Raw genomic sequence first — 23,269 nt, forward strand, 5'->3', positions numbered from 1 at the left:
ACTGACCGGTGCGACGCAGCGGGGGCGCCGGAATCCGCGGCGGCCCCGCTGTGTTGTACGCACTGCACACGCCTACCCCGGAGGAGCCCCCGCATGTTCCTGCACCGCCGCACCCCGCAGCTCCCTACCCCGGAGGAGGCCCTGCGCGGCCGCCCCACCCCCGAATTCACCGTCCCTTCCCACCACACGGTCCTCGGCAATCCATTGGTGGGCCCCTACCCGGACGGCCTGGAGGTCGCGGACTTCGCGCTGGGCTGTTTCTGGGGCGCCGAGCGCAAGTTCTGGCAGACGGACGGTGTCTGGACGACACTCGCCGGCTACCAGGGGGGCTATACGGAGAATCCCGCTTACGAAGAGGTCTGCTCGGGCCTGACGGGGCACACGGAAGCGGTCCGCGTCGTCTTCGACCCGAAGATCGTCACGTACTCCGAGCTGCTGAAGCTCTTCTGGGAGTCCCATGACCCGACACAGGGCTTCCGCCAGGGCAACGACGTGGGTACGCAGTACCGCTCGGCGATCTACACCCACTCCCCCGAGCAGGAGGCGGCAGTCGCCGCGTCCCGCGAGGCGTACCAGAAGGTCCTGACGGCCGCCGGCCACGGCGAGATCACCACGGAGATCCTCCCGGCGCAGGGCCGCACGTTCTGGCCTGCTGAGGCGTATCACCAGCAGTACCTGGACAAGAACCCGGCGGGCTACTGCGGGATCGGCGGGACGGGCGTTTCATGCCCGATCGGCGTGGCCGAGGCCCCATCGACGGACACCTGAGGGACAGTTCACCGCTTCGGCGGCTCCCGGCCTTCCTCGACCACCAGGCTGTGCGTGCCGGGGCGAGCCCCAGTCGCGGGCTCGGGCGGCCGAACGGATCGTCTCCGCCGTGTTGTCGTCAGGAACCCTGATCGCCGGCATGCCGCCCACCTTGGCTGTGGTTGTCCTGGCCATGTCGGAGCGGTGATACTACCGGGATCGCTGCGCGGTACGGGGCGTTGCCGTAACACCCCGCATGAGTCCCGCCAGGAGCGCGGACCGAAGCACGCCGCCGTACCGGTGATCGACGAGGTTTTCGCGGGTGTCCAGGGCCGGTTGGGGACCACGACGGCCTGCCGGCTGACAACCCATCAAGGAGTCCCACCCGATGACGAGCGACGGCTTCGACGGCCTGACCGCGATGCGCGGTCGCCCCTGGTTCATGGCCAACGAACTCCTGGCGTTCCTCGTCGAGTTGGCGGCGCTGGCGGGCCTTTCCTGGTGGGGCTTCACGGCCGGCGGCTCAACCGCTGCCCGGTGGCTGCTGGGGCTCGGAGCACCGGCGGTGGCCATCGTGCTGTGGGGGCTTTTCGCCGCTCCTCGCGCCCGGGTCCGGCTTCCGCTGTGGGGCGTCCTGCTGGTGAAGGCGGTGGTGCTCGGCGGCGGGGTGTACGCGGTGTACCGCGTGGGTCATCCGGTGGCGGCGGCGGCGGCCGGTGCCGTGGTGGTCGTGAACACGGGGCTGGCCGAGTTCTTCCGGCGCCGGCCCGCCGGGTGACGGGGCTCTCGGGGCCTCTCGCGTTCGGAGCACGCCGGGCTCGCGGGGCCCGATCCGAAGGAAAGGGCCCTGACGCCACCGGCCCGGCCGCGGAGGCGGCCGGGCCGGTGGCGGGCACGGCGCCGGGTCAGATGAGGCCCTGCGCGAGCATGGCGTCCGCGACCAGTTCGAAACCGGCGATATTCGCGCCGACCACGTAGTTGCCGGGGCTGCCGTAGCGCTCCGCCGTGGTGAAGCAGGAGTCGTGGATGTGGCGCATGATCTCCGCGAGCCGCTCCTCGGTGTGCGCGAAGGTCCATGAGTCGCGTGACGCGTTCTGCTGCATCTCCAGCGCGCTGGTGGCCACTCCGCCCGCGTTGGCGGCCTTGCCGGGGGCGAAGGCGACGCCCGCTTCCTGGAGGACCCGCACAGCCTCCGGGGTGGTGGGCATGTTGGCGCCCTCGGCGACCGCCTGCACCCCGTTGCGTACGAGCGTCAGCGCATCGGCCTCGTGGAGCTCGTTCTGCGTGGCACACGGCAGGGCCACGTCGCAGGGGACGTTCCACACGCCCGTACCGGCGACGAAGCCGACATGTGCGCCGCGCCGCTGCGCGTACTCCGAGATCCGGCCGCGACCGGCCTCCTTGACCTCCTTGAGCAGAGCGAGGTCGATGCCCTTCTCGTCGACGACATAACCGTCGGAGTCGGAGCACGTCACCACGGTCGCGCCGAGCTGCTGGGCCTTCTCGATGGCGTAGATCGCGACATTGCCGGAGCCCGAGACGACGACCCGCCGGCCGTCGAGGGATCCGCCCCGGCTCCTGAGCATCTCGTCGGTGAAGAGCACACAGCCGTAGCCGGTGGCCTCGGTGCGCGCCTGGGCACCGCCCCAGCCCAGGCCCTTTCCGGTGAGCACACCGGACTCGTACCGGTTGGTGATCCGCTTGTACTGGCCGAACAGGTAGCCGATCTCGCGGCCGCCGACGCCGATGTCACCGGCCGGGACGTCCGTGTACTCACCCAGATGACGGTGGAGTTCGGTCATGAACGACTGGCAGAACCGCATGACCTCGGCGTCGGAGCGACCCTTCGGGTCGAAGTCGGCGCCGCCCTTGCCACCGCCGATCGGCATCCCGGTGAGGGCATTCTTGAAGATCTGCTCGAATCCGAGGAACTTCACGATGCCGAGGTCGACCGAGGGGTGGAAGCGCAGCCCGCCCTTGTACGGTCCCAGGGCGCTGGAGAACTCGACCCGGAAGCCGCGGTTCACATGGATGTGGCCGGAGTCGTCCGACCACGGCACGCGGAAGATGAGCTGACGCTCCGGTTCACAGATGCGCTCGATGATCCGGGCGTCCACGAACTCCGGTCGCTGCGCCAGGACCGGGCCGAGCGTCTCAAGGACTTCCCGTACCGCCTGGTGGAATTCGCTCTCGCCCCGATTGCGCCGCAGGATCTCCGCGTACAGCGGCTCGATGACACGGATCTCGGCTGCGTGCGGCTCCGAGGAAACAGGGGTGGCCGTCATCTGATCAAGACCTTCCATGGGTCGGCAACGTGCGCGAAGGCGCCCCCGTCCCCAGGGGCACCACCAGTCCCCCTCCCCATTGAGGACGTCACCCGGACAACGTGAGAAGCGCACTCACCGATGCGACGTACGGGACCGCTGTGACGTATCGATTGTCCCAGGGAAGCCGCAAGATCCTCGGCCGCATCCACATACTGAGCCTGTTCCGAGCCTTCCGGCACCGGGTGTGTGGCTCGATCCGCACCGGATCGGCCGGTCGGGGCGGAGGGATCAGGCCTCCTCGCGCCTGTCCCGCAGCATCCACAGCCCCACGCCGGACGCGAGGACGACCACGCCCGAGACGACGCTCAGGGCGATGTGCAGTCCGGTGTCCTCCATCAGGTTGAGGCCGACATTGGCGACGACTGCGAGACAGAGCACGAGCCAGAGCAGCGGCTTCATGGGGTTCCCTCCGTGGTTGATCCGACGTGATCCATTCTCCAGAGCGGGGCGCGCCGCAGCGAGGGACCCCTCCCCCGGAACGGGGGTGTACTCAGCTACACCTCGCTCAGCGCCGTCGGACCGGCCACGGGTCACCGTACGGGTTCCGGGCCGTTGCCCATCAGGCATCCACCGGTGGGGGCGGGCTCAGTCGGTGATGCCCAGGTCCTCCCGCATCAGCTCCCGCATCGTGTCGAGGAACGGACTCGACGCCCTCAGGTTCTCCAGGATCCGGGCCACGGTCTCGCCGTCGCGGGCGAGACCGCGGTCCAGGCGTTTGACGGCTCCGTCGGCGGTTGCGAGGACCTGGTTGAGGTCGCGGGAGGCCTGCAGGATCCGCTCCGGGACGATCATCTGCGCCTCGGCGTAGCGGTCGCGGTGGTCGAGGCGCGCCTCTTCGAGCTGGATGCGCTCCTGCTCCGTATAGACGCCGTCCCTGATCCGGTGCAGGGCGTCCTTGAGGAGTGTGTGGAACTGCCGGGAGGCCCGGTTCATGGCCGTGTACTGGGCGCGCCGCTCCTCGAACCTCCTTCGCGTGCCGGCCAGTTCGGCCTCCTCCCGGCGCTCCCGCGCGGTCATCCGCTGCGCGAGCATCGGCGCGAACAGGGTACCGAGCACACCGACGACTGCGGTGATCATGGCGGTGATGGCAGCGGTCATGACCGCGAGACTAGACCGACCGGTGTTGGCGCCGTCACCCCTGTCCAGAAGGCCGGTGTGCGCGGCCGGTGCGTCCGTACGTCACATGTCCGCGTCCGTCCGCCACATCGTGGCGTTCGCACGTCAGGCCGTCGCGTTCTCCGTGATCGTGACACGGCCCTTGCGAATGGTCGCCAGCCGCGGCGCCCTGCGGGCGATTGCGCTGTCGTGGGTGACCATGATGAAGGTCAGCCCGTGCTCCTTCCACATCGTCTCCAGCACCTCCATGACCTCGTCTCGCATCGATTCGTCGAGGTTGCCGGTGGGCTCGTCGGCGAGCAGCACCTTCGGCTGCTTGACCAGGGCCCGTGCGATCGCCACACGCTGCTGCTGCCCGCCGGACATCTCGCTCGGGAGGTGCCCGAGCCGCTCACCGAGTCCGACGGAGTCCAGCGCCTCCGCGGCCCGCCTGCGCCGCTCCGCCGGCCTGCCGCCGAGCGGGACGAGCGCCGTCTCGACGTTCTCCTGCGCGGTCAGCGTCGGGATGAGGTTGAAGCTCTGGAAGACGAAGCCGATGTTCTGCGCGCGCACCTCGGTGAGCTTGGCCTCGCTGAGCTTCGCGAGGTCCACACCGTCGAGTTCGACGCTGCCGGCCGTCGGACGGTCCAGACCGCCGAGCATCTGCAGCAGCGTGGATTTGCCACCGCCGGTGGGGCCCTGGATGACCAGGCGGCCCCCGTCCTCGATGGTCAGATCGACGCCGGCGAGCGCATCGACGGTGGACTTTCCGCGGGTATAGCGCTTGGTGACGCCGCTGAGCTTGTACATGGATCAACTCCTGCTGGACTGAAAGGGGGTGGGGCTCGCGGACGGGCTATTCGACGCGGCGCAGCGCGTCCGCGGGGCGCAGCCGGGAAGCCCGCCAGCCGCCGAACGCGCCGGCGATCAGCCCGCCCGCCACGGCCAGCGCGACGGCGATGAGGATGGTGGACAGGGAGACGGGTGCGGTCAGCGCGATGTCGAGGGACTTGGACGCCGCCTGGCGGAGGGGGCCGCCCATGCCGCCGGGGCCGCCGGCCATGCCGCCACCGCCGCCCGAGCCACCGAGCTGCGCGGTGAGGGTGGGGCTGATGGCCGTCACGACGTACGCGCCGGCCAGACCGACCGCGATGCCGAGGACACCGCCCATCAGACCGTTGACGAGGGCCTCGCCGACAACCTGGCGGGTGACCCGGCCGCTCTTCCAGCCGAGCGCCTTCAGCGTGCCGAACTCCCGCACCCGGCGGCTGACCGCGGAGGAGGTGAGCAGTCCGGCGACCAGGAAGGCGGCCACGAGGACCGCGATCGACAGCCACTTGCCGACGCTGGTGGCCAGGTCGGAGGCGGTGGACAGGGAGCCGGAGACGGTGTCGGCGAGGTCCGCGGAGGTGGTGACGGTCGTGCCCGGGATGTTCTTCTGGATGGCGGACTTGACGCTGTCGATCTGCTGCGAGTCGGCGGCCTTGACGTAGACCGTGGTGACCTTGTTCTTGGCCTCGGCGAGGGTCTGCGCCTGCTTCAGCGGGATGTAGACGTTGGCGGCCGCGTCGCCGCTGTCCGCCGTCGAGACACCGACGATCTTGTACTTGGTCCCGGAGATGGTCACGGTCTTGCCGACCGCGAGCTTCTTCTGCTTGGCGTACGAGGCGTCGACGACCGCGACCTCGGCATCGGTCTCGGTGGCTTTGAACGTACGGCCCTTGGTGATCTTCGACGAGGTCAGCGGGCCGAGGTCCTGCTTGGTGACGTCGGTCCCGTACACGGTGTACGAGTTGACGTCGAACGAGGCGCCGCCGCCCTGGACCTCACCCTGTGGCTGCGTCGCACCGCCCTCGCCGCCGGGACCGCGCTGGTCGGTGGCGCCCGCGTTCCCGTTCTGCTTGAACTCGCCGGGCTTGAACTGACCGTCCACCTTCAGGACGTTCAGGCTCAGCCCGCCGACGGCGTCCGCGACACCGTTCTGCTTGCCGACCTTGTCGACGGTGGTGGAGGACAGCGTCTGGAAGCCCTGGACCATGACCCGGTCCGAACTCTGCTTCGCGTCATCGCCCTTGGCGTCGAACTCGAACCTGGGGCGCTGACCGTTGGAGCCCGGAGCGGCGGCGGCCTTGGTGACCGTCATGTCCGTACCGAGGCCGTACAGCGATTCCAGGACCTTGTCCTGAGCCTTGGTCATGCCGGAGGAGACCGAGCTGACGATGATGACCAGCGCAATACCCAGGGCGAGCCCCGAGGCGACGACCAGCGCTGCCTTTCTGCGGCGGCGCAGCTCGCGCCGGAGGTAGGTGAAGAACATGACGCGACGTTATGGAGCGGTTGTGATGGCGAGTTAAGGCCGCGATGAGATCCGGATGAGAAGGCTCCCGGACGACGAAGGCGGCGGCACCGGGGGTCCGAGGGGATCCGGGGTGCCGCCGCCTTGCGTAGGTACGTGGCGTCGGGGTTTGCGCGGGTACGCGGTCGAGCGTGGGACACCGAGGGCGTCCGGGACGCCCTGCGGGGTCAGGCTGCGGAGCCTGCCTGCCAGTCGGCCCAGCTCATGTTCCAGCCGTTGAGGCCGTTGTCGGGGGTGATGGTCTTGTCGGGGGAGTTCTTGACGATGACCACGTCGCCGACCATCGAGTTGTTGTAGAACCACGCGGCGGGCTGGTTGGCGTCGCCCGCACCCTTGACGTCGGCGAGGCCGACGCAGCCGTGGCTGGTGTTGGCGCTGCCGAAGACCGACCGCGCACCCCAGTAGTTGCCGTGGATGAAGGTGCCCGACGAGGACAGCCGCATGGCGTGCGGTACGTCCTTGATGTCGTACTCGCCCTTGCCGTCGGCATCGGTGAAGCCGACCGTCGCACCGTTCATCCGGGTCTCCTTGAACTTCTCGGAGATCACCATCTGACCGTTGTACGTCGGGTTGGCCGGGGAACCGGCCGAGATCGGGATGGTCTTGATCGTCTTGCCGTCCTGCGTGACGGTCATCGTCTTCGTGCGGGCGTCGACCGTCGAGACCTGGTTGCGGCCGACCTTGAAGGTGACCGTCTTCTGCTGCACACCGTAGACGCCGTTGGAGCCCTCGACGCCGTCCAGCGCCAGCTTCAGCGTGACGGTGGAGCCGCCCGTCCAGTACTGCTCGGGGCGCAGGTCCAGACGCTGTGAGTTGAACCAGTGGCCGACGACCTGCTGGCCGCTGCTGGACGTCACGGTGATCCCGGCCTGGACGGCCTTCTGGTTCGTGATCGGCTTGTTGAAGTTGATCGAGACCGGCATGCCGACGCCGACCGTGGAGCCGTCCTCGGGGGTGAAGTTCCCGATGAAGCTGTTGGCGGGCGACACGGTGGTGAACGAGGAGTTCTCGTGGGCCTCGCGGCCCTTCGAGTCCTTGGCCGTCGCGTTGATCTTGTACGTGGTCGAGCGCTCCAGCTGCCCGTTCGGCTGCCAGCTCGTGCCGTCGGCCGCCAGGGTGCCCTGGACGCCCGCGCCGGCCGCCGTGGTCATGGTGACCTCGGTCAGCTTGCCCTTGGCCACGGTGACCTTGGCGTCGTTGTTGATGCTGGCGTTGGTCGCGCCGTTCTTCGGCGAGATCGCTATCTGCGCCTCCGAAGCGTCCTGGGCCGCCGCCTTGTCGACCTCTGCCGCCTGCGACTTCTTCGAGCTCTCGGCGCTGGCCTTGTCTCCGCCGTCGCTGCAGGCAGTAAGCACCAGAACGCCGCCGAGCAGTGCGGACGCGGCCATCAGGCCCCTGCGTCGTTTGCTGTCCGTCATCACACGCTTCTCCATCGTTGCCGTATCCCCCGTAACCCCGCACAGAGCCGCCGGCCGGCGGTACCCCGTCAATGTTCCAGGAACACCCGGGAAGGGCCCTCGGTTCCACATCCGTCAAGGATGTGGGGAACACCACTCACCGACGCAGCCGTGGCAGCTGTGGTTCCAGGGCCGAACACCTGGTGGCCCCGACCCACCGGGAACGGGCCGGGGCCGGTGTGTTCACCGGCTGGACCGCTGTTCCCCGTCGTCGTGTTCCTCCCCATTGTGCGCGACGTCGTCGTCGTCCTCGTCACCGTGCCCCTCGTCCTCGTCGTCGAGGTCCCAGGCGTCCGCTTCCCCGGGGTCGTAGTCGATGATCTCGCTGCTCCAGGAGGCCTGGGCCAGCTCGACCCCCGGCACCTCGCCGACCAGATCGAACGGGTCGATGAGGGAGGCGAGGGCCTCCGCATCGTCATCCCGTACCGCGGACTCGGCATGCATGCGCTCCTCGGCCGACTCGCCGCCGGGCTCGCCGTACTCGGCGGCGATGCTCTCCAGTGCCGTACCGCTGAGGGCGTCCGCGTCTGTGATCTCCAACACCATCTCCACGCGAAGGCGAACAAACCGTGATGTCTCCGAAGTGCTCATACGCCGGAGCGTAGGGCCAGGGGCTCCCCCGGCTTTCCCGCGACCCGCTGCTTTCATTAGCATCGGCGCACCCGGCTGAGACCGACCGGTGCCGGTCGGTCCAACTCACTGCTGTCACAAGGGGGATCGATTCCGTGACCATGGCCCGCCGTCCGCTCCTGACCGCCACCGCGGCGGCCACGCTGCTGTGCGCCCTGTGGTTCGTCCCGTCGGCCAACGCGACGGACGATACCGACGGTGCGGCCGGTACGCCGAGCAGACCGGCGGTCATGAACGCCGGGGACGAGGTGCCCGGGCCGGCGCTCGCCGAGACCGGAGCCGGGGTCGACACCACTCCGTATCTGATCGGTGGCACAGGGTTCCTGGCCATCGGCGCAGCGTTCGTCGCCCACTCGGGGCGCCGCGCGGGCGCCTAGGACATGTTTCGACAGTTCCGCCTGCCGGGCGGGCGCACGACGCCACTTCCGGAACACGCCCTAGAGCTGCCCGCCCGAGGCAGGGCGCCGGGATTCCCGAGCAGCAAAGCCACTTGGGCATCCCGGCAACTCTGCGGGCCGGGCGGGACCTTGCGGACGTGCCCTACGCCAGTGCCCCGGTGACCGGCTCCACCGCGGCGACCAGCTTCCCGCTCCGAACGAACGCGTCCGCAGCAGCCAGATCCGGCGAAAGGAACCGGTCCGGGCCAGGCCCCTCGACGCCGGCCGCCCGCAGCGCCTCGATCGCGGCGAGGGACGCGGGCGCCGGGGCGAGCCCCTGGTCGGCGCGCAGTTCGATGGCGCGGGTCGCCGCGTACAGCTCGACGGCGATGATCCGGCCGAGGTTCTCCACCGCGGTACGGAGCTTGCGCGCCGCCGACCATCCCATGGAGACGTGGTCCTCCTGCATCGCGGAGGACGGGATCGAGTCCGCCGACGCCGGGACCGCGAGCCGCTTCATCTCGCTGACCAGGGCGGCCTGCGTGTACTGGGCGATCATCAGACCCGAGTCGACACCGGCGTCGTCGGCGAGGAACGGCGGCAGCCCGTGCGAACGGTTCTTGTCCAGCAGCCGGTCCGTGCGACGCTCGGTGATCGAGCCGAGGTCGGCGGCGACGATCGCCAGGAAGTCGAGTACGTAAGCCACCGGGGCGCCGTGGAAGTTGCCGTTGGACTCGACGCGGCCGTCCGGCAGGACGACCGGGTTGTCGACGGCGGAGGCCAGCTCGCGGTCGGCGACGGTCCCGGCGTACGCGAGGGTGTCCCGCCCGGCGCCGTTGACCTGGGGCGCGCACCGCACCGAGTAGGCGTCCTGGACGCGCGGCGCGTCGTCCTGGTGATGACCGGTGAGGCCGGACCCGGACAGCACCCGCAGCATGTTGTCGGCGCTGACGCCCTGGCCCGGGTGCGGGCGGATGGCGTGCAGCTCCGGGGCGAGGACCTTCTCCGTGCCGAGCAGTGCCTCCAGGCTGAGCGCGGCAGTGATGTCGGCGGAGGTGTAGAGGTTCTTCAGGTCGGCGAGGGCCATCACGAGCATGCCGAGCATGCCGTCGGTGCCGTTGAGGAGGGCAAGGCCCTCCTTCTCGCGCAGTTCGACAGGGGCAATGCCGTGCGCGGCGAGGAGCTCACCGGCCGGGCGCACGACACCGTCGGGACCCTCGGCCTCCCCCTCGCCCATCAGCGTCAGGGCGCAGTGCGAGAGGGGCGCGAGGTCGCCGGAGCAGCCGAGCGAGCCGTACTCGTGCACGACGGGGGTGATGCCCGCGTTCAGTACGTCGGCCATGGTCCGGGCAACCTCGGGACGTACGCCGGTGTGGCCGGAGCAGACCGTCTTCAGGCGCAGGAACATCAGCGCCCGCACGACCTCGCGCTCGACGCGCGGGCCCATCCCGGCCGCGTGCGAGCGGACGATGTTGCGCTGGAGCTGGGCCCGCAGGTCGGGGCTGATGTGCCGGCTGGCGAGCGCGCCGAAGCCGGTGGAGACGCCATAGACCGGCTCGGGCTTGGCGGCCAGCGCGTCCACGATCTCGCGGGCGGCGGCGAGTGCGCTGACTGCGGCTGCGGAGAGCTCGACGCGGGCTCCCGCGCGAGCCACGGCGATGACGTCCTCTGCGGTGGTACCGGACGTCCCCACCACGACTGTGTGCATATCCATATTCAGAAGCGTACGGACTGAATCTCTCCATGTCACTAGTGGTCGTGCGGCGGACCCCTTACCGATCACGATCGCGGTTCCGTGCGCGCGCTACGGGCGGCTGCCGCGCAGCCGACGGCGGTCATGAGCGGGCTTCGGCGGCGAGTCGGCCAGCCGGATGACCTCGCCGTCCCGCCCCGCCACCACCGGCTTCGCCGAGCGGGCCGCCTTCGCCCGGTACTGGGCTGCGTCCGCCAGCCGGAACAGCCGCCGGGCCGAGACCACCGGACCGATCGGGTCGCCGGTCGACGCGATCCCACAGGCGACCCCGTCGCCGTGCTCCAACTCCAATGCCCGGTCGCAGAGTTCGTTGGCCACCCGGATCACCTCGTCCGCCTCGGGGCCCACGGCGAGCAGACAGAACTCGTCACCGCCGAGCCGGGCCGCGAGCGCTCCCGGCAGCATCGCGCCACACCGTGACAGCACCGAACCGAAACGTTCCAGCAGTCGGTCGCCGACCGCGTGGCCGAGCGTGTCGTTGACCTCTTTCAGGCCGTTCAGGTCGCAGACGACCAGGCTGACCACCGAACCGTCGGCATGGTGCCGTTCCACCGCCTCGTCGAGCCGCGCATCGACGAGGCGACGGTTGGCCAGCCCCGTCAGCGGGTCGGTGAAGGCGAGCCTGCGGACCTCTTCGAGGCGCTCCGTCTGGGAGATCCCGGCGGCGACGACGGCCGCCAACACGGTCGCGAAGTCCGCGTCCTCCCGCCCGAACGCCGGCGCCCCCACCGGTCGCGCCACATAGAGCTCACCCCAGGCCCGCCCGTGCAGCACGATCGGCGCGACCACACAGCAGCCGCGCCCGCGGCGCCGCAGAGCCGCCACGCGCTCATGGCGGTAACCGCTCCCGGGCCCGCCCGCACCCGCCGCTTCCACGTCGGACGCGACACCGTCCTCGCCGACCGGCCCGTCGGCCGTCTCCACCCAGGCGTCCGGTTCACCGCCCCCCGCCCACCGCTCGTGCAGGAACTCGGTGATCTCCGGGAACTCGTGCACCGGGTACGTCTCCTCGTCGGGGAACTCCTCCTCCCCTTCGGCCCGTTCACCCGCGTTCACCAGCACCCGGAGCCGCCCCGGCCCGCGCTCCCACACGGAGAGCGCGGCGAAACTGCCGCCCAACGCCTCGCACGCCCCCAGCGCGGCCGCCCGCCAGGACTCGCGCGGGGCCTGCGTCGCAGCCATCGACTGCGCAAGCGATACGACGGCCCGCAGCCGCACATCTTCACCACCCATCGTTACATCGTATGTAGATCTGTGGTGATTTGATCAATTTGAGGCCGCGAATCTCCTGCTCTGCGCGTCGGAGCCACGACGTACCGTTGGAGGCCGCGCGGATAGGTGGGGTGGAGGAAGGAGCGGGGCGAGGGGCAAGCCTGGCAAGGCGGAGGAGGAAGGCGACGCGGAGCGTCGTCGACCGACGACAACGGCGCCAGGCGCCGCCCGTCGGCACGCGACGCCGCCCCACCTATCCGCGCGGCCTCTTACTCGCCCGGCCAGTTCGGCTTCCGCTTCTCGTTGAACGCGGCCACGCCCTCGGCCCGGTCCCCGGAGAAGGCCACCGAGCGCCAGGCCGCGTCCTCCACTTCCAGTCCGGCCCGCAGATCGAGTCCGTGTCCGAGCCGCAGCGCCCGCTTCGCAGCGCGCAGACCCACCGGCGAGTTGGCCGCGATCCGCCCGGCGAGCGCGAGCGCCTGCGTCCGGTCCTCCCCGGCCTCCACCAGCTCGTCGACGAGGCCCAACTCCCTTGCCTCCGCGGCCTCCACCCGCCGGGCGGTGAAGACCAGCTCGGCGGCGCGCGCCGCCCCGATCCGGCGCGGCAGCAGCTGGGTGCCGCCGCCCCCCGGGATGACGCCGACCGACACCTCGGGCAGCCCCACCACGGCGGTCCGGTCGGCGACGATCAGATCGCAGGAGAGAGCCAGCTCGAATCCGCCGCCTAGGGCGAACCCGTGCACGGCGGCGACCGTCGGCATCGGCAGGTCGAGGACGCCGGTGTAGGCGGCGCGGGCGGTGGGCCGCTGCCGGACCAGCTCGGCGTCGGTGAAGGAGTTCCGCTCCTTGAGGTCCGCACCCACGCAGAAGGCGCGCTCGTGGCTGGAGGTGAGAACGGTGACCCGTACGGCGGGGTCGGCGGCGAGCGCCGCACAGGCGGCACCGATCGAGCGGGCCATGTCCGTGGACACGGCGTTCATGGCCTTGGGCCGGTCCAGAACCAGTTCGGCGACATGGTCCTGGCCCTCGTGGACCCGTACGACGACGAACTCCCCGAACCGCTGCTCGGACGTGACGGTCATGACTGCACCCCTCCGGTTAACGAGCGTTATCGGAGGGATCCTAGAGCGTGTCCGCGAGCGCGGTCAGGACGTACCGCGCCGGGCCAGCAGCCACGGCTCCACCACGCCGAGCCCACGCACCGGCCGCTGCCACATCGGCTGCAGCCCGTACCGGTACTTCGGCACGGCCGACGGCTCCATGCCTTCCTCGCGCTCCTTCTCGGCCGCAGCGGCCTCCTCCGCCGCCTGCGCCTCGGAGGCCGGGGCGTCGCCCGTACGCGTCAGCTCCTCCGCGAACGCGCCGTCCACCAGCACGGCGTCCTTGGGCGCTATCGAGGTGAGCCGGCTGGCGAGGTTCACCGTCGTGCCGAAGACATCGCCCATCCGGGTCGTGACGGTGCCGAACGCGATGCCGACGCGGAGCGCGGGCATCGTCTCGTCCTCGGCCATCGCCTCTATCAGGCGCAGCGCGATCTCGGCCGCCGTGCCCGCGTCGTCGGCGGCGAAGAGGACCTCGTCACCGAGGGTCTTGATGAGCCGGCCGCCGTGCGCGGCGACCAGGTCGGCGCAGGTTGTCTCGAACGACTCGACGAGCTCCCCGAGCTCCTCCTCCTCCAGCCGCCGGGTCAGCCGGGTGAAGCCGACCAGGTCCGCGAAGCCGACGGCGAGCCTGCGGTCCACCATCTCGTCGTCGTCGGCCGCCTGCACCACCCGGCCGGTCGCGGCGGCGAGCTGGCGCCGCCAGACATAGATGAGGAACTCCTCCAGCTCCGGCAGGAGCAGCTCCACCAGGGGATACGTGACCTCGGTGCGGGTCATGCCGGGCTCGGGCGGCTCGGTCAGCCCCTCCAGGAAGGAATCGATCTGCCATTCCGCCAGCCGGGCGGTGGTCTGTCCGGTGGACCGGGCGACCTGCACCGCCATGGGCTCGCTGAGCAGTCCCGCCTCCACGAGTCCGGCGAGCCGACGCAGCGCCAGCACGTCCGCCTCGGTGAGCGCCTTCGCCTGCCCGATGTCGGCGAACCCCATGGCCCGCCAGAACCGCGACGCCAGGTCCATCGAGACACCGGCGGTACGGGCCGCCTGGAACGGGGTGTAGCGGCGGTCGGCCCCCAGGATCAGCTGTTCCAGCCGGATCGCGAGGGGATCGTCGGTCGGTTCCACCGTGTGGTCGACTTCGTGATGCGGCGTCGCGTGGACCGAGGGTTCCGATGGGGGCTCCGCGCCCGCGCCGGACTTCGTGTCGTCGACGGTCACCAGCCGCCTCCTGCCCGTTCCCTGCGCACTGCCCTGCCGATCTGTCGGTGGATCGCCTCAACGATACGGCAGGTGTGCGCTACCTCACTAAATGAGGGCGCCCGGGTACGGGGTGGGCCCGGGCAGGGGGCGTGGACGGTTGCTGCCCGGTGTGTGGTTTCCACGGGGGCGACCGCCCGACCGGGCGCCCCGGTACGGGGTGGGCCCAGGCTCCGGCGCCCCGGTACTGGCGGGGTCTCCGGGACCTGGCCCGTCCCGCCGCGCGGCGGGGGCCACCGGTGGGCGCCCCGGTAAGGCACTAGGGCGTGTTTCGAAAGTAGCGTCGTCCGCCCCTAGGGCGGGCCGGGCGGCGTCTGGTGCGTGCGATCGCAAGGCGGAGGGCCGCCCCGATACCGGTCGTATCGGGGCGGCCCGACAATGCGGCGAGCGTGCGTGCCGGACGCCGCCCGGCAGGCGGGACTTTCGAAACACGCCCTAGGCAAGGCCGCCGCCCTCCGCGCCCCTCAGATGGACGATGTCGCCCGCCGACACCGGTTCCTGGAGGCCCTCCTCGGTGGACAGGATCAGGCGGCCGTCACCGTCGATCGCCACCGCCTCACCGGTGAGGGAGCGGTCGCCGGGGAGCTGGGCGCGCACCGTCCGCCCCAGCGTCGCGCAGCCTGCCGCGTACGCCGCCTGGAGGCCGCTCTCCGCCGCGTCGCCGTCGGCCGCGCGCCATTCCCCGTACCAGTGCTCCAGCGAGCGCAGCACGCCCCGCAGCAGCGTCTCCCGGTCCGTGGAGACCGCTCCGGCCAGGGCGAGGGAGGCCGCCGTGGGGACGGGGAGTTCGTCCGCGTGCAGGGAGACGTTGATGCCGATACCGACCACGACGCCGTTCGCGGCGCGCTCGGCCAGGATGCCGCCCGCCTTCCGCTCCTCGCCCGCCACCGTGACCAGCAGGTCATTCGGCCATTTCAGTGCCATGTCGACGCCCGCCGCCTTTGCCAGACCGGTCGCCGCCGCGACACCCGCGAGCAGCGGCAGCCAGCCCCAGCGATGGACCGGTACGCCCTCGCCGGGGGTCAGGTAGACGGAGAAGAACAGGCCGGAGCGGGCGGGCGCCGTCCAATTCCGGTCGAGGCGGCCTCGGCCCGCGGTCTGTTCCTCGGCAATCAGGACCGTGCCCTCGCTGAGTTCCGCAGCCCGTCCCGCGAGGTCGGAGTTGGTGGAACCGATCGTGTTCACGACGTCGAGCGAGGTCCACAGTCCGCCCGGCCGCAGCAGTCCGCGGCGCAGGGCGGCGACGTTCAGGGGCGGCCGGTCCAGGTCCGACCAGCGGTTCTGTGACGCATCCGGAGGTGTCATGCAAGCCACCCTAGGTGTGGCAAACGACGCACTGCCGAACGGTATCCGCGCCGATACGCTACGGATCAGTAGCCGTTCAGCACCTTCGGCAGCTGCCCGCCCGGCCGTCCTCGCGCACCAGGCCGCGCGCGCAGCCGTAGAACCCACCAGTCAGTCGTCCCCGTGACCAGGCAGGGAGCCGCCACCCGATGTCCGAGCCGGAAGAGATCGACATCCACACCACCGCGGGCAAGATCGCGGACCTGCAGCGCCGTATCGACGAGGCGACACATGCCGGTTCCGCACGTGCGGTCGAAAAGCAACACGCCAAGGGCAAGTTGACCGCCCGCGAGCGGGTCGCTCTCCTGCTCGACGAGGGCTCCTTCGTGGAGCTCGACGAGTTCGCCCGTCACCGCTCCACCGACTTCGGGATGGAGAAGAACCGCCCCTACGGCGACGGTGTGGTCACCGGCTACGGCACGGTCGACGGCCGCCCGGTGGCGGTGTTCTCCCAGGACTTCACGGTTCTGGGCGGCTCCCTGGGCGAGGTCTTCGGCCAGAAGATCATGAAGGTGATGGACTTCGCGCTGAAGACCGGCTGCCCGGTCATCGGCATCAACGACTCCGGCGGCGCCCGTATCCAGGAGGGCGTCATGGCCCTCGGGATGTACGGGGAGATCTTCCGCCGCAACACCCATGCCTCCGGCGTGATCCCGCAGATCTCGCTGGTCGTCGGCCCGTGCGCGGGCGGCGCGGTCTACTCCCCCGCGATCACCGACTTCACGGTGATGGTGGACCAGACCTCGCACATGTTCATCACGGGTCCCGACGTCATCAAGACGGTGACCGGCGAGGACGTCGGCTTCGAGGAGCTGGGCGGCGCCCGTACGCACAACACCACCTCGGGTGTGGCGCATCACATGGCGGGTGACGAGAAGGACGCCATCGAGTACGTCAAGTCGCTGCTGTCCTACCTCCCGTCGAACAACCTCTCGGAGGCACCCGCCTTCCCGGAGGAGGCGGATGTCACGGTGACCGACGAGGACCGTGAGCTCGACACCCTCATCCCGGACTCGGCGAACCAGCCGTACGACATGCACACCGCCATCGAGCATGTGCTGGACGACGGCGAGTTCCTTGAGACGCAGGCCCTGTTCGCGCCGAACATCATCACCGGCTTCGGGCGCGTGGAGGGCTACCCCGTCGGCATCGTCGCCAACCAGCCGATGCAGTTCGCGGGTTGTCTGGACATCAACGCGAGCGAGAAGGCCGCACGCTTCGTCCGTACCTGCGACGCGTTCAACGTGCCCGTGCTGACCTTCGTCGACGTCCCCGGCTTCCTGCCCGGCGTCGACCAGGAATACGGCGGCATCATCCGGCGCGGCGCCAAGCTGATCTACGCGTACGCGGAGGCGACCGTCCCGCTGATCACGGTGATCACCCGCAAGGCGTTCGGCGGCGCGTACGACGTCATGGGCTCCAAGCATCTGGGCGCCGACATCAACCTCGCCTGGCCGACCGCACAGATCGCGGTGATGGGGGCGCAGGGCGCCGTCAACATCCTGCACCGCCGCACCATCGCGGAGGCGGAGGACCAGGAGGCGACTCGGGCGCGGCTGATCCAGGAGTACGAGGACACGCTGCTCAACCCGTACGTGGCGGCCGAACGCGGCTACATGGACGCGGTGATCATGCCGTCCGACACCCGGGCACACGTGGTGAAGGGGCTGCGCCAGCTGCGTACGAAGCGGGAGTCGCTGCCCCCGAAGAAGCACGGCAACATCCCCCTCTAGAAAGGGTCCTGACCATGATCAAGGTCGTACGGGGCAACCCGACCCCGGAGGAGCTGGCCGCCGCACTGGCAGTGGTCCAGGCGCGCGCCGCGGCGACGGCCGCTGTGTCGTCCGGCGCGCCCGCGCTGCCCGAGCGGTGGTCCGACCCGGGCCGCATCGCCCGCCGGGAGCGCCACCGGCCTGGCCCGCGGGCCTGGGCGCGGACGTACTGGCCCGGGTAACCGTCCGGCCGCACGGTGTCCTCGGAGGCCCGGAACCCGTCATGGCGGGTTCCGGGCCTTCGCCGTCCTGAGTACCCGTACTCAGGCGCCGAGGGGGCGGCCGCAGCAGGATCGGGATCATGCTGTGGTCCGACCCCGAGAACAGGCCCCCGAAAGAGCTGCGCGACGCCCAGGACATGATGCGGCGTGTGTGGCTGGTGCTTGCGCTCGCCATGGTCGTCGTCATGCTGGCGCTGGGCACCCGCTGACGCCGTGCGCGCCAGGTGCCGCGGCGCGCGCCGGGGTCGTGAACACTCGGTGCCGCGGCGTGCGCCGAGGCCGTGGGTGCGTGGTACTGCGGCGCGCCGGGCCCTTCTACGATGGCCGGTATGACTGATCAGCGCCGTCTCGTGCTCGCCTCCGCCTCTCCCGCCCGTCTCGGCCTGCTGCGCCAGGCCGGCTTCGCACCCGAGGTGATCGTCAGTGGTGTGGACGAGGACGCGTTGACCGCCCCGACGCCGGGCGAGCTCGCGCTCGTCCTCGCCGAGGCGAAGGCCGCCGCCGTGGCCGGCCGTCCGGAGGCCGCGGGGGCTCTGGTCATCGGGTGCGACTCGGTCCTCGAACTCGACGGCGAGGCGCTCGGGAAGCCGGCCGAGAGCGAGGACGCCACCGCCCGCTGGAAGTCCATGCGCGGCCGGTCGGGGATCCTGCAGACCGGCCACAGCGTGATCGACACGGCGACCGGGCGTACGGCGTCCGCGACGGCGTCCACCGTCGTCCGGTTCGGTGAGCCCACGGATGCCGAGATCGCCGCTTACGTCGCCTCGGGCGAGCCGCTCCATGTCGCGGGCGCCTTCACGCTGGACGGGCGCTCGGCACCGTTCATCGACTCCATCGAGGGCGACCACGGCAATGTCATCGGGCTCTCACTGCCGTTGCTGCGCCGGCTCCTGGGCGAACTGGGTTTCTCCGTCACCGACTTGTGGGTCTGACCCGCACGACTGGCGCGCTCGGGCGGTCACACGGGCGCCGGAGCACCCTCTTCGGCGCCGCCGCCGTTCCCGTCCGCCTCGCCGTCGCGCTTCTCGCGCGCGGTCCCGTGCGCCACCAGAGTCAGCACGATCAGTCCGAGCACGACCATCATGAAGGCGAACGCGACCCAGCCGACCAGCCCCACGGTCAGCGCGCCCAGCACCCCGTGCACCACGGCGCAGCTGATCAAGGCGAAGCGGCCGACCCGGCCGGGGGCGCGGTCACGGATGCCGGTCACCAGCAGGACGAGACCGCACAGCAGCAGATAGAGGCCGGCCACGCCGCCCATCGCCCACGCCCCGGCGGACATGGCGGCGGGATCGAGCCCCGCCAGCGACATCTCCTGGTTGTCGACGACCGTCGCCAGGATGCCGTTGACGAGCACCATGCCCACGGCTTCCACGAAGAGCAAGATCGCGGCCACGAAAGCCACCGGTCTGCGCACCACGGCGCCCACCCCCTGTTACCTGCAGTACGTGCGATAGCGCGGACCCTACTAACGGGTAATCCTTCGGACAAGAGTTCAGACCGCCCTGCCTCCCACTTTCCGCACCCGGACACGGATCACACTCGGCACACGAACTCCGCGTTGTCGCGCCCCTCGTGCGTCGCGCAAAGAAAACCCCGCCCATTAGTAGGTACTCAACAAAGAAACGCCAGGAGCCGGCACTCCTGTGAACAGAGACCCGGACCACACCTCGTGGCTACTGTGCGGTCATGAAACCCGGCGTACCGTGGTGCCACAAGGGATTTCGCGCTTCGAGCAGGCCTCGAATCACGCTCCGTGTGGGCAAGCTCACCAATGGGGACGGGTCGTAAGGCCGTGTCGGTAGTCCCTAAACTCAGCTTGTTTCAAGGAGGGAGCCATCGTGCGCAAGGTGCTCATCGCCAACCGTGGCGAAATTGCTGTCCGTGTTGCTCGGGCGTGCCGGGATGCCGGGATCGGGAGCGTGGCCGTCTACGCCGACCCGGACCGGGACGCTCTGCATGTACGTGCGGCCGACGAGGCATTCGCTCTGGGCGGTGACACACCGGCCGCCAGCTACCTGGACATGGCCAAGGTGCTGCAGGCTGCCAAGGACTCGGGGGCGGACGCGATCCACCCGGGCTACGGCTTCCTGTCGGAGAACGCCGAGTTCGCCCAGGCCGTGCTGGACGCCGGACTGACGTGGATCGGTCCGCCGCCGCAGGCGATCCGGGACCTGGGCGACAAGGTCGCGGCCCGGCACATCGCGCAGCGTGCCGGTGCGCCGCTGGTCGCCGGCACCCCGGACCCGGTGTCGGGTTCCGCGGAGGTCGTGGCGTTCGCCGAGCAGCACGGGCTGCCGATCGCGATCAAGGCGGCGTTCGGCGGCGGCGGTCGCGGGCTGAAGGTGGCCCGGACGCTGGAGGAGATCCCGGAGCTGTACGACTCCGCGGTCCGCGAGGCGGTCGCGGCGTTCGGGCGCGGAGAGTGCTTCGTGGAGCGCTACCTCGACAAGCCGCGACACGTGGAGACGCAGTGCCTGGCCGACAGCCACGGCAATGTCGTCGTCGTGTCGACCCGTGACTGCTCGCTGCAGCGCCGCCACCAGAAGCTGGTGGAGGAGGCTCCCGCGCCGTTCCTGTCCGAGGCGCAGAACGCGGAGCTGTACGCGGCGTCGAAGGCGATCCTGAAGGAGGCCGGGTACGTCGGTGCGGGCACCGTGGAGTTCCTGGTCGGTATGGACGGCACGATCTCGTTCCTGGAGGTCAACACCCGCCTCCAGGTCGAGCACCCGGTCACCGAGGAGGTCACCGGTCTCGACCTGGTCCGCGAGATGTTCCGGATCGCGGACGGCGAGAAGCTCGGTTACGACGACCCGGCGGTACGCGGGCACTCGTTCGAGTTCCGGATCAACGGTGAGGACCCGGGCCGCGGCTTCCTGCCCGCCCCGGGCACGGTGACGGTGTTCGCGCCGCCGGCCGGTCCGGGTGTCCGCCTGGACGCGGGCGTCGAGTCCGGCTCGGTCATCGGCCCCGCCTGGGACTCGCTGCTGGCGAAGCTCATCGTGACCGGTGCGACGCGCGAGCAGGCTCTGCAGCGCGCGGCGCGCGCCCTGGCCGAGTTCAACGTCGAGGGCATGGCCACCGCGATCCCGTTCCACCGCGCGGTCGTCGCCGACCCGGCGTTCACCAGCGACCCGTTCCGCGTCCACACCCGCTGGATCGAGACCGAGTTCGTCAACGAGATCAAGCCCTTCGCCACCCCCGCCGAGACGGAGGCAGAGGAGGAGGCAGGCCGCGAGACGGTCGTCGTCGAGGTCGGCGGCAAGCGCCTCGAGGTCTCCCTGCCCTCGTCACTGGGCATGAGCCTGGCCCGCACCGGGCTCGCGGCGGGCGCCAAGCCGAAGCGCCGCGCGGCGAAGAAGACCGGTTCCGCGGTCTCCGGCGACACCCTCGCGTCCCCGATGCAGGGCACCATCGTCAAGATCGCCGTCGAGGAGGGCCAGACGGTCAACGAGGGCGATCTGATCGTCGTCCTGGAGGCCATGAAGATGGAACAGCCCCTCAACGCGCACCGCGCCGGCACGATCAAGGGTCTGGCCGCGGAGGTCGGCGGCTCGGTCTCGTCCGGCGCCGTGATCTGCGAGATCAAGGACTGATCGGCGAAGCCGTCCCGGGGCCCCTGCGGAGTCGTGCGAACGACTCCGCAGGGGCCCTTGCCGTCTGCCGGCGCCGTCCCGGTGCCGCAGCGGGGTTCCGGCCCGGTCCCGGCAAGCGGAGGAAACCTACGTTTACGCAATGGCATCCTGGATCCCGGGGGCGGAAAAGGGAGGACTGCGCAATGGCGATGAGCACGGCACAGACGCCGGGCCGGCCCATGCGCGCCGACGCGCGCCGCAACTACGACCGGTTGCTGTGCGAGGCCCGTACGGCGTTCGCGGAGCACGGCACCGATGCCTCGCTGGAGGACATCGCACGGCGGGCGGGCGTGGGGATCGGCACGCTGTACCGGCACTTCCCGAACCGCCACGCGCTGATGAGCGCGGTGTTCCAGGAAGCGGTCGCCTCACTGCTCGCCCGCTCCCACGAGCTGGCGAAGGCGGATCCGTGCGCGGGTCTGGTGGACTGGCTCGGCGCGATCATCACCCATGCGGGTGAGTACCGCGGGCTCGCGCAGGCACTCATGTCGACGTCACGGGACGAGACTTCGGCCCTGTCCGAGTGCAACGTGCCGCTGCGCGAGGCGGGGGCACGGCTGCTCGCACGGGCGCAGGAGAGTGGGACGGTGCGGGCGGACGTGTCGATCGGCGACCTGATGCAGCTGACGAATGCGATCGCGCTGGCGGCGGAGCAGGCGCCGGAGGATCCGGCGCTGGCCGGGCGACTGCTGACACTGACGTTGCAGGGCCTGAAGGGGCCGCGGGCGGCGGCAGGCTGAGACTGCTCCACCATCTCGCCGGAGGGGCCGGGTTCCGTCGGCCCCATCAAGCCCGTCCGGCAAGTGAGCGCTGAGGTTCGGGGCATTGCCCCGATTGACTCAGCGGCGACGCAGGTCCGCCACGCGGGCCCGGTCGCCCGAGGACTGATCCGTCAGGGTCGAAGCCGCGCTGCGCAGTTGCGGCCCCGGGCCGCCATGCGTGCGGCGCTGACCGGGCAGGGGCATGTCGCGGCGCGCCTGGCGCCCCGGCGGGTGGGAGTCGGTCCCGACCGGGCCCATCCCCGCCCCGGCCACCGCGATCTGTACGCCCTGGTCGGCCAGCGCCTGCAACTCCGTGGCGGACCGCTCGTCGTGGGCCGGAGGTTCGTCCGTCACCAGACGGGTGATCAGGTCCGTGGGCACCGTCTGGAACATCGTGTCGGAGCCGAGCTTGGTGTGGTCCGCCAGGACCACCACCTCCGCGGCGGCCTGCACCAACGCCCGGTCGACGCTCGCCGAGAGCATGTTGGACGTGGACAGCCCCCGTTCCGCGGTGAGTCCGCTCCCGGACAGGAACGCGCGTGACACCCGCAGCCCCTGGAGCGACTGCTCCGCACCGCTGCCCACCAGGGCATAGTTGGAACCGCGCAGGGTGCCTCCGGTCATCACCACTTCCACCCGGTTGGCATGGGCCAACGCCTGGGCGACCAGCAGTGAGTTGGTGACGACGGTCAGGCCGGGGATCCGCGCGAGCCGGCGGGCCAGCTCCTGCGTGGTCGTACCGGCTCCGACCACGATGGCCTCGCCCTCTTCGACGAGACCGGCGGCCAGGTCGGCGATGGCCGTCTTCTCCGCGGTGGCGAGATGGGATTTCTGCGGAAGGCCGGACTCCCGCGTAAAACCGCCCGGCAAAACCGCACCGCCGTGCCGGCGGTCGAGGAGTCCTTCTGCCTCCAGTGCCCGCACGTCCCGCCGTACGGTTACTTCGGAGGTCTGGACGACGCGGGCGAGCTCACGGAGCGATACCGCCCCGTTGGCGCGCACCATTTCGAGGATCAGTTGACGACGTTCTGCAGCGAACACGAAACTGACAGTAACGTGACCACCCGAGAGTTTTCAGCAGTTTGCGCCGATTAACAGAAGTTGTACATACAAGGGGCCGCCAAGTGATATAGGCGGCCCCGTTGTTGTCCCGTACTGATCGTCCGGTGGCTTCCCGGCCGCCTGAGTTGCCAGGGGTTGCCGGGGAATGCCGGGCCCTCGAAGG

Annotated in this window: 23 protein-coding genes; 9 read left to right on the top strand and 14 right to left on the bottom strand. The window is 70.4% G+C overall.

The window, feature by feature from the left end; all coding sequences use genetic code 11:
- Positions 1 to 93: 93 nt before the first annotated feature.
- Together msrA and ACNPQM_RS15425 are read left to right on the top strand one after the other, a co-directional pair.
- Positions 94 to 768 (top strand): peptide-methionine (S)-S-oxide reductase MsrA, encoded by a 675-nt coding sequence (gene msrA, locus ACNPQM_RS15420; protein ID WP_418084432.1) that lies wholly within the window; start codon positions 94 to 96, stop codon positions 766 to 768.
- Between the two features lie 400 nt (positions 769 to 1,168).
- On the top strand, positions 1,169 to 1,525 hold the full coding sequence (locus ACNPQM_RS15425; protein WP_418084498.1) for a YrdB family protein: 357 nt from the start codon (positions 1,169 to 1,171) through the stop codon (positions 1,523 to 1,525).
- Between the two features lie 127 nt (positions 1,526 to 1,652).
- Here ACNPQM_RS15425 and gdhA read toward each other — a convergent pair whose 3' ends face one another.
- The 7 genes from gdhA to ACNPQM_RS15460 form a co-directional block, all read right to left on the bottom strand.
- Positions 1,653 to 3,032, bottom strand: coding sequence for an NADP-specific glutamate dehydrogenase (gdhA, locus tag ACNPQM_RS15430; RefSeq protein ID WP_358857947.1), 1,380 nt, complete (start codon positions 3,030 to 3,032; stop codon positions 1,653 to 1,655).
- Between the two features lie 270 nt (positions 3,033 to 3,302).
- Positions 3,303 to 3,473: a hypothetical protein gene (locus tag ACNPQM_RS15435; protein WP_358857837.1), complete on the bottom strand. Its 171-nt coding sequence runs from the start codon at positions 3,471 to 3,473 to the stop codon at positions 3,303 to 3,305.
- A 186-nt stretch (positions 3,474 to 3,659) separates the two neighbouring features.
- Positions 3,660 to 4,172, bottom strand: a complete 513-nt coding sequence (locus tag ACNPQM_RS15440) for a hypothetical protein (protein WP_358857836.1) — start codon at positions 4,170 to 4,172, stop codon at positions 3,660 to 3,662.
- A gap of 123 nt (positions 4,173 to 4,295) precedes the next feature.
- Positions 4,296 to 4,979, bottom strand: a complete 684-nt coding sequence (locus tag ACNPQM_RS15445) for an ABC transporter ATP-binding protein (protein ID WP_418084433.1) — start codon at positions 4,977 to 4,979, stop codon at positions 4,296 to 4,298.
- A 46-nt stretch (positions 4,980 to 5,025) separates the two neighbouring features.
- Entirely contained in the window at positions 5,026 to 6,486 is a 1,461-nt protein-coding gene (locus ACNPQM_RS15450) for an ABC transporter permease (protein WP_418084434.1), read from the bottom strand.
- A 206-nt stretch (positions 6,487 to 6,692) separates the two neighbouring features.
- The gene (locus ACNPQM_RS15455) at positions 6,693 to 7,958 is read right to left on the bottom strand and encodes a L,D-transpeptidase (protein ID WP_358857834.1); all 1,266 of its coding nucleotides are present in this window, start codon (positions 7,956 to 7,958) and stop codon (positions 6,693 to 6,695) included.
- A gap of 207 nt (positions 7,959 to 8,165) precedes the next feature.
- Entirely contained in the window at positions 8,166 to 8,528 is a 363-nt protein-coding gene (locus ACNPQM_RS15460) for a hypothetical protein (RefSeq protein WP_418084499.1), read from the bottom strand.
- A 179-nt stretch (positions 8,529 to 8,707) separates the two neighbouring features.
- Between ACNPQM_RS15460 and ACNPQM_RS15465 the strand changes: the two genes are divergently transcribed.
- Positions 8,708 to 8,989, top strand: a complete 282-nt coding sequence (locus tag ACNPQM_RS15465; protein WP_418084435.1) for a hypothetical protein — start codon at positions 8,708 to 8,710, stop codon at positions 8,987 to 8,989.
- Positions 8,990 to 9,152: 163 nt separating this feature from the next.
- Here the strand turns inward: ACNPQM_RS15465 and hutH are convergent, their stop codons facing one another.
- From hutH to ACNPQM_RS15490, 5 genes are all read right to left on the bottom strand, one after another.
- Positions 9,153 to 10,703, bottom strand: a complete 1,551-nt coding sequence (gene hutH, locus ACNPQM_RS15470) for a histidine ammonia-lyase (protein ID WP_418084436.1) — start codon at positions 10,701 to 10,703, stop codon at positions 9,153 to 9,155.
- A gap of 90 nt (positions 10,704 to 10,793) precedes the next feature.
- Positions 10,794 to 11,975 (bottom strand): diguanylate cyclase domain-containing protein, encoded by a 1,182-nt coding sequence (locus tag ACNPQM_RS15475; protein WP_418084437.1) that lies wholly within the window; start codon positions 11,973 to 11,975, stop codon positions 10,794 to 10,796.
- A 248-nt stretch (positions 11,976 to 12,223) separates the two neighbouring features.
- Positions 12,224 to 13,036 carry an enoyl-CoA hydratase/isomerase family protein gene (locus tag ACNPQM_RS15480; RefSeq protein ID WP_358857829.1) on the bottom strand — a complete coding sequence of 271 codons (813 nt, stop codon included), beginning with the start codon at positions 13,034 to 13,036 and terminating at the stop codon, positions 12,224 to 12,226.
- Positions 13,037 to 13,099: 63 nt separating this feature from the next.
- Entirely contained in the window at positions 13,100 to 14,272 is a 1,173-nt protein-coding gene (locus ACNPQM_RS15485) for an adenylate/guanylate cyclase domain-containing protein (RefSeq protein ID WP_358857828.1), read from the bottom strand.
- 474 nt (positions 14,273 to 14,746) lie between these two features.
- Positions 14,747 to 15,616: a biotin--[acetyl-CoA-carboxylase] ligase gene (locus ACNPQM_RS15490; RefSeq protein ID WP_358857827.1), complete on the bottom strand. Its 870-nt coding sequence runs from the start codon at positions 15,614 to 15,616 to the stop codon at positions 14,747 to 14,749.
- Positions 15,617 to 15,804: 188 nt separating this feature from the next.
- Here ACNPQM_RS15490 and ACNPQM_RS15495 point away from each other — a divergent pair, with 188 nt between their 5' ends.
- The 4 genes from ACNPQM_RS15495 (at position 15,805) to ACNPQM_RS15510 (ending at position 18,580) form a co-directional block, all read left to right on the top strand.
- On the top strand, positions 15,805 to 17,388 hold the full coding sequence (locus ACNPQM_RS15495; RefSeq protein ID WP_358857826.1) for an acyl-CoA carboxylase subunit beta: 1,584 nt from the start codon (positions 15,805 to 15,807) through the stop codon (positions 17,386 to 17,388).
- A gap of 14 nt (positions 17,389 to 17,402) precedes the next feature.
- Complete coding sequence (locus tag ACNPQM_RS15500) at positions 17,403 to 17,609, top strand: acyl-CoA carboxylase subunit epsilon (RefSeq protein WP_358857825.1); 207 nt, start codon at positions 17,403 to 17,405, stop codon at positions 17,607 to 17,609.
- A gap of 119 nt (positions 17,610 to 17,728) precedes the next feature.
- Positions 17,729 to 17,857 (top strand): morphogenic membrane protein MmpB, encoded by a 129-nt coding sequence (mmpB, locus tag ACNPQM_RS15505; protein ID WP_418084438.1) that lies wholly within the window; start codon positions 17,729 to 17,731, stop codon positions 17,855 to 17,857.
- 111 nt (positions 17,858 to 17,968) lie between these two features.
- Positions 17,969 to 18,580 carry a nucleoside triphosphate pyrophosphatase gene (locus ACNPQM_RS15510; protein ID WP_418084439.1) on the top strand — a complete coding sequence of 204 codons (612 nt, stop codon included), beginning with the start codon at positions 17,969 to 17,971 and terminating at the stop codon, positions 18,578 to 18,580.
- A gap of 26 nt (positions 18,581 to 18,606) precedes the next feature.
- Here the strand turns inward: ACNPQM_RS15510 and ACNPQM_RS15515 are convergent, their stop codons facing one another.
- Entirely contained in the window at positions 18,607 to 19,065 is a 459-nt protein-coding gene (locus ACNPQM_RS15515; RefSeq protein WP_418084500.1) for a hypothetical protein, read from the bottom strand.
- Positions 19,066 to 19,489: 424 nt separating this feature from the next.
- On the opposite strand from ACNPQM_RS15515, the gene ACNPQM_RS15520 reads away from it, so the two are divergent.
- Both ACNPQM_RS15520 and ACNPQM_RS15525 read left to right on the top strand, forming a co-directional pair.
- On the top strand, positions 19,490 to 21,244 hold the full coding sequence (locus tag ACNPQM_RS15520; protein WP_418084440.1) for an acetyl/propionyl/methylcrotonyl-CoA carboxylase subunit alpha: 1,755 nt from the start codon (positions 19,490 to 19,492) through the stop codon (positions 21,242 to 21,244).
- A gap of 182 nt (positions 21,245 to 21,426) precedes the next feature.
- Positions 21,427 to 22,023 carry a TetR/AcrR family transcriptional regulator gene (locus tag ACNPQM_RS15525; RefSeq protein WP_418084441.1) on the top strand — a complete coding sequence of 199 codons (597 nt, stop codon included), beginning with the start codon at positions 21,427 to 21,429 and terminating at the stop codon, positions 22,021 to 22,023.
- 99 nt (positions 22,024 to 22,122) lie between these two features.
- Here the strand turns inward: ACNPQM_RS15525 and ACNPQM_RS15530 are convergent, their stop codons facing one another.
- Positions 22,123 to 23,085: a DeoR/GlpR family DNA-binding transcription regulator gene (locus ACNPQM_RS15530; protein ID WP_358857819.1), complete on the bottom strand. Its 963-nt coding sequence runs from the start codon at positions 23,083 to 23,085 to the stop codon at positions 22,123 to 22,125.
- Positions 23,086 to 23,269 lie beyond the last annotated feature (184 nt).

The organism is Streptomyces sp. NPDC056231, assembly GCF_048270745.1.
Classification (GTDB): Bacteria; Actinomycetota; Actinomycetes; order Streptomycetales; family Streptomycetaceae; genus Streptomyces.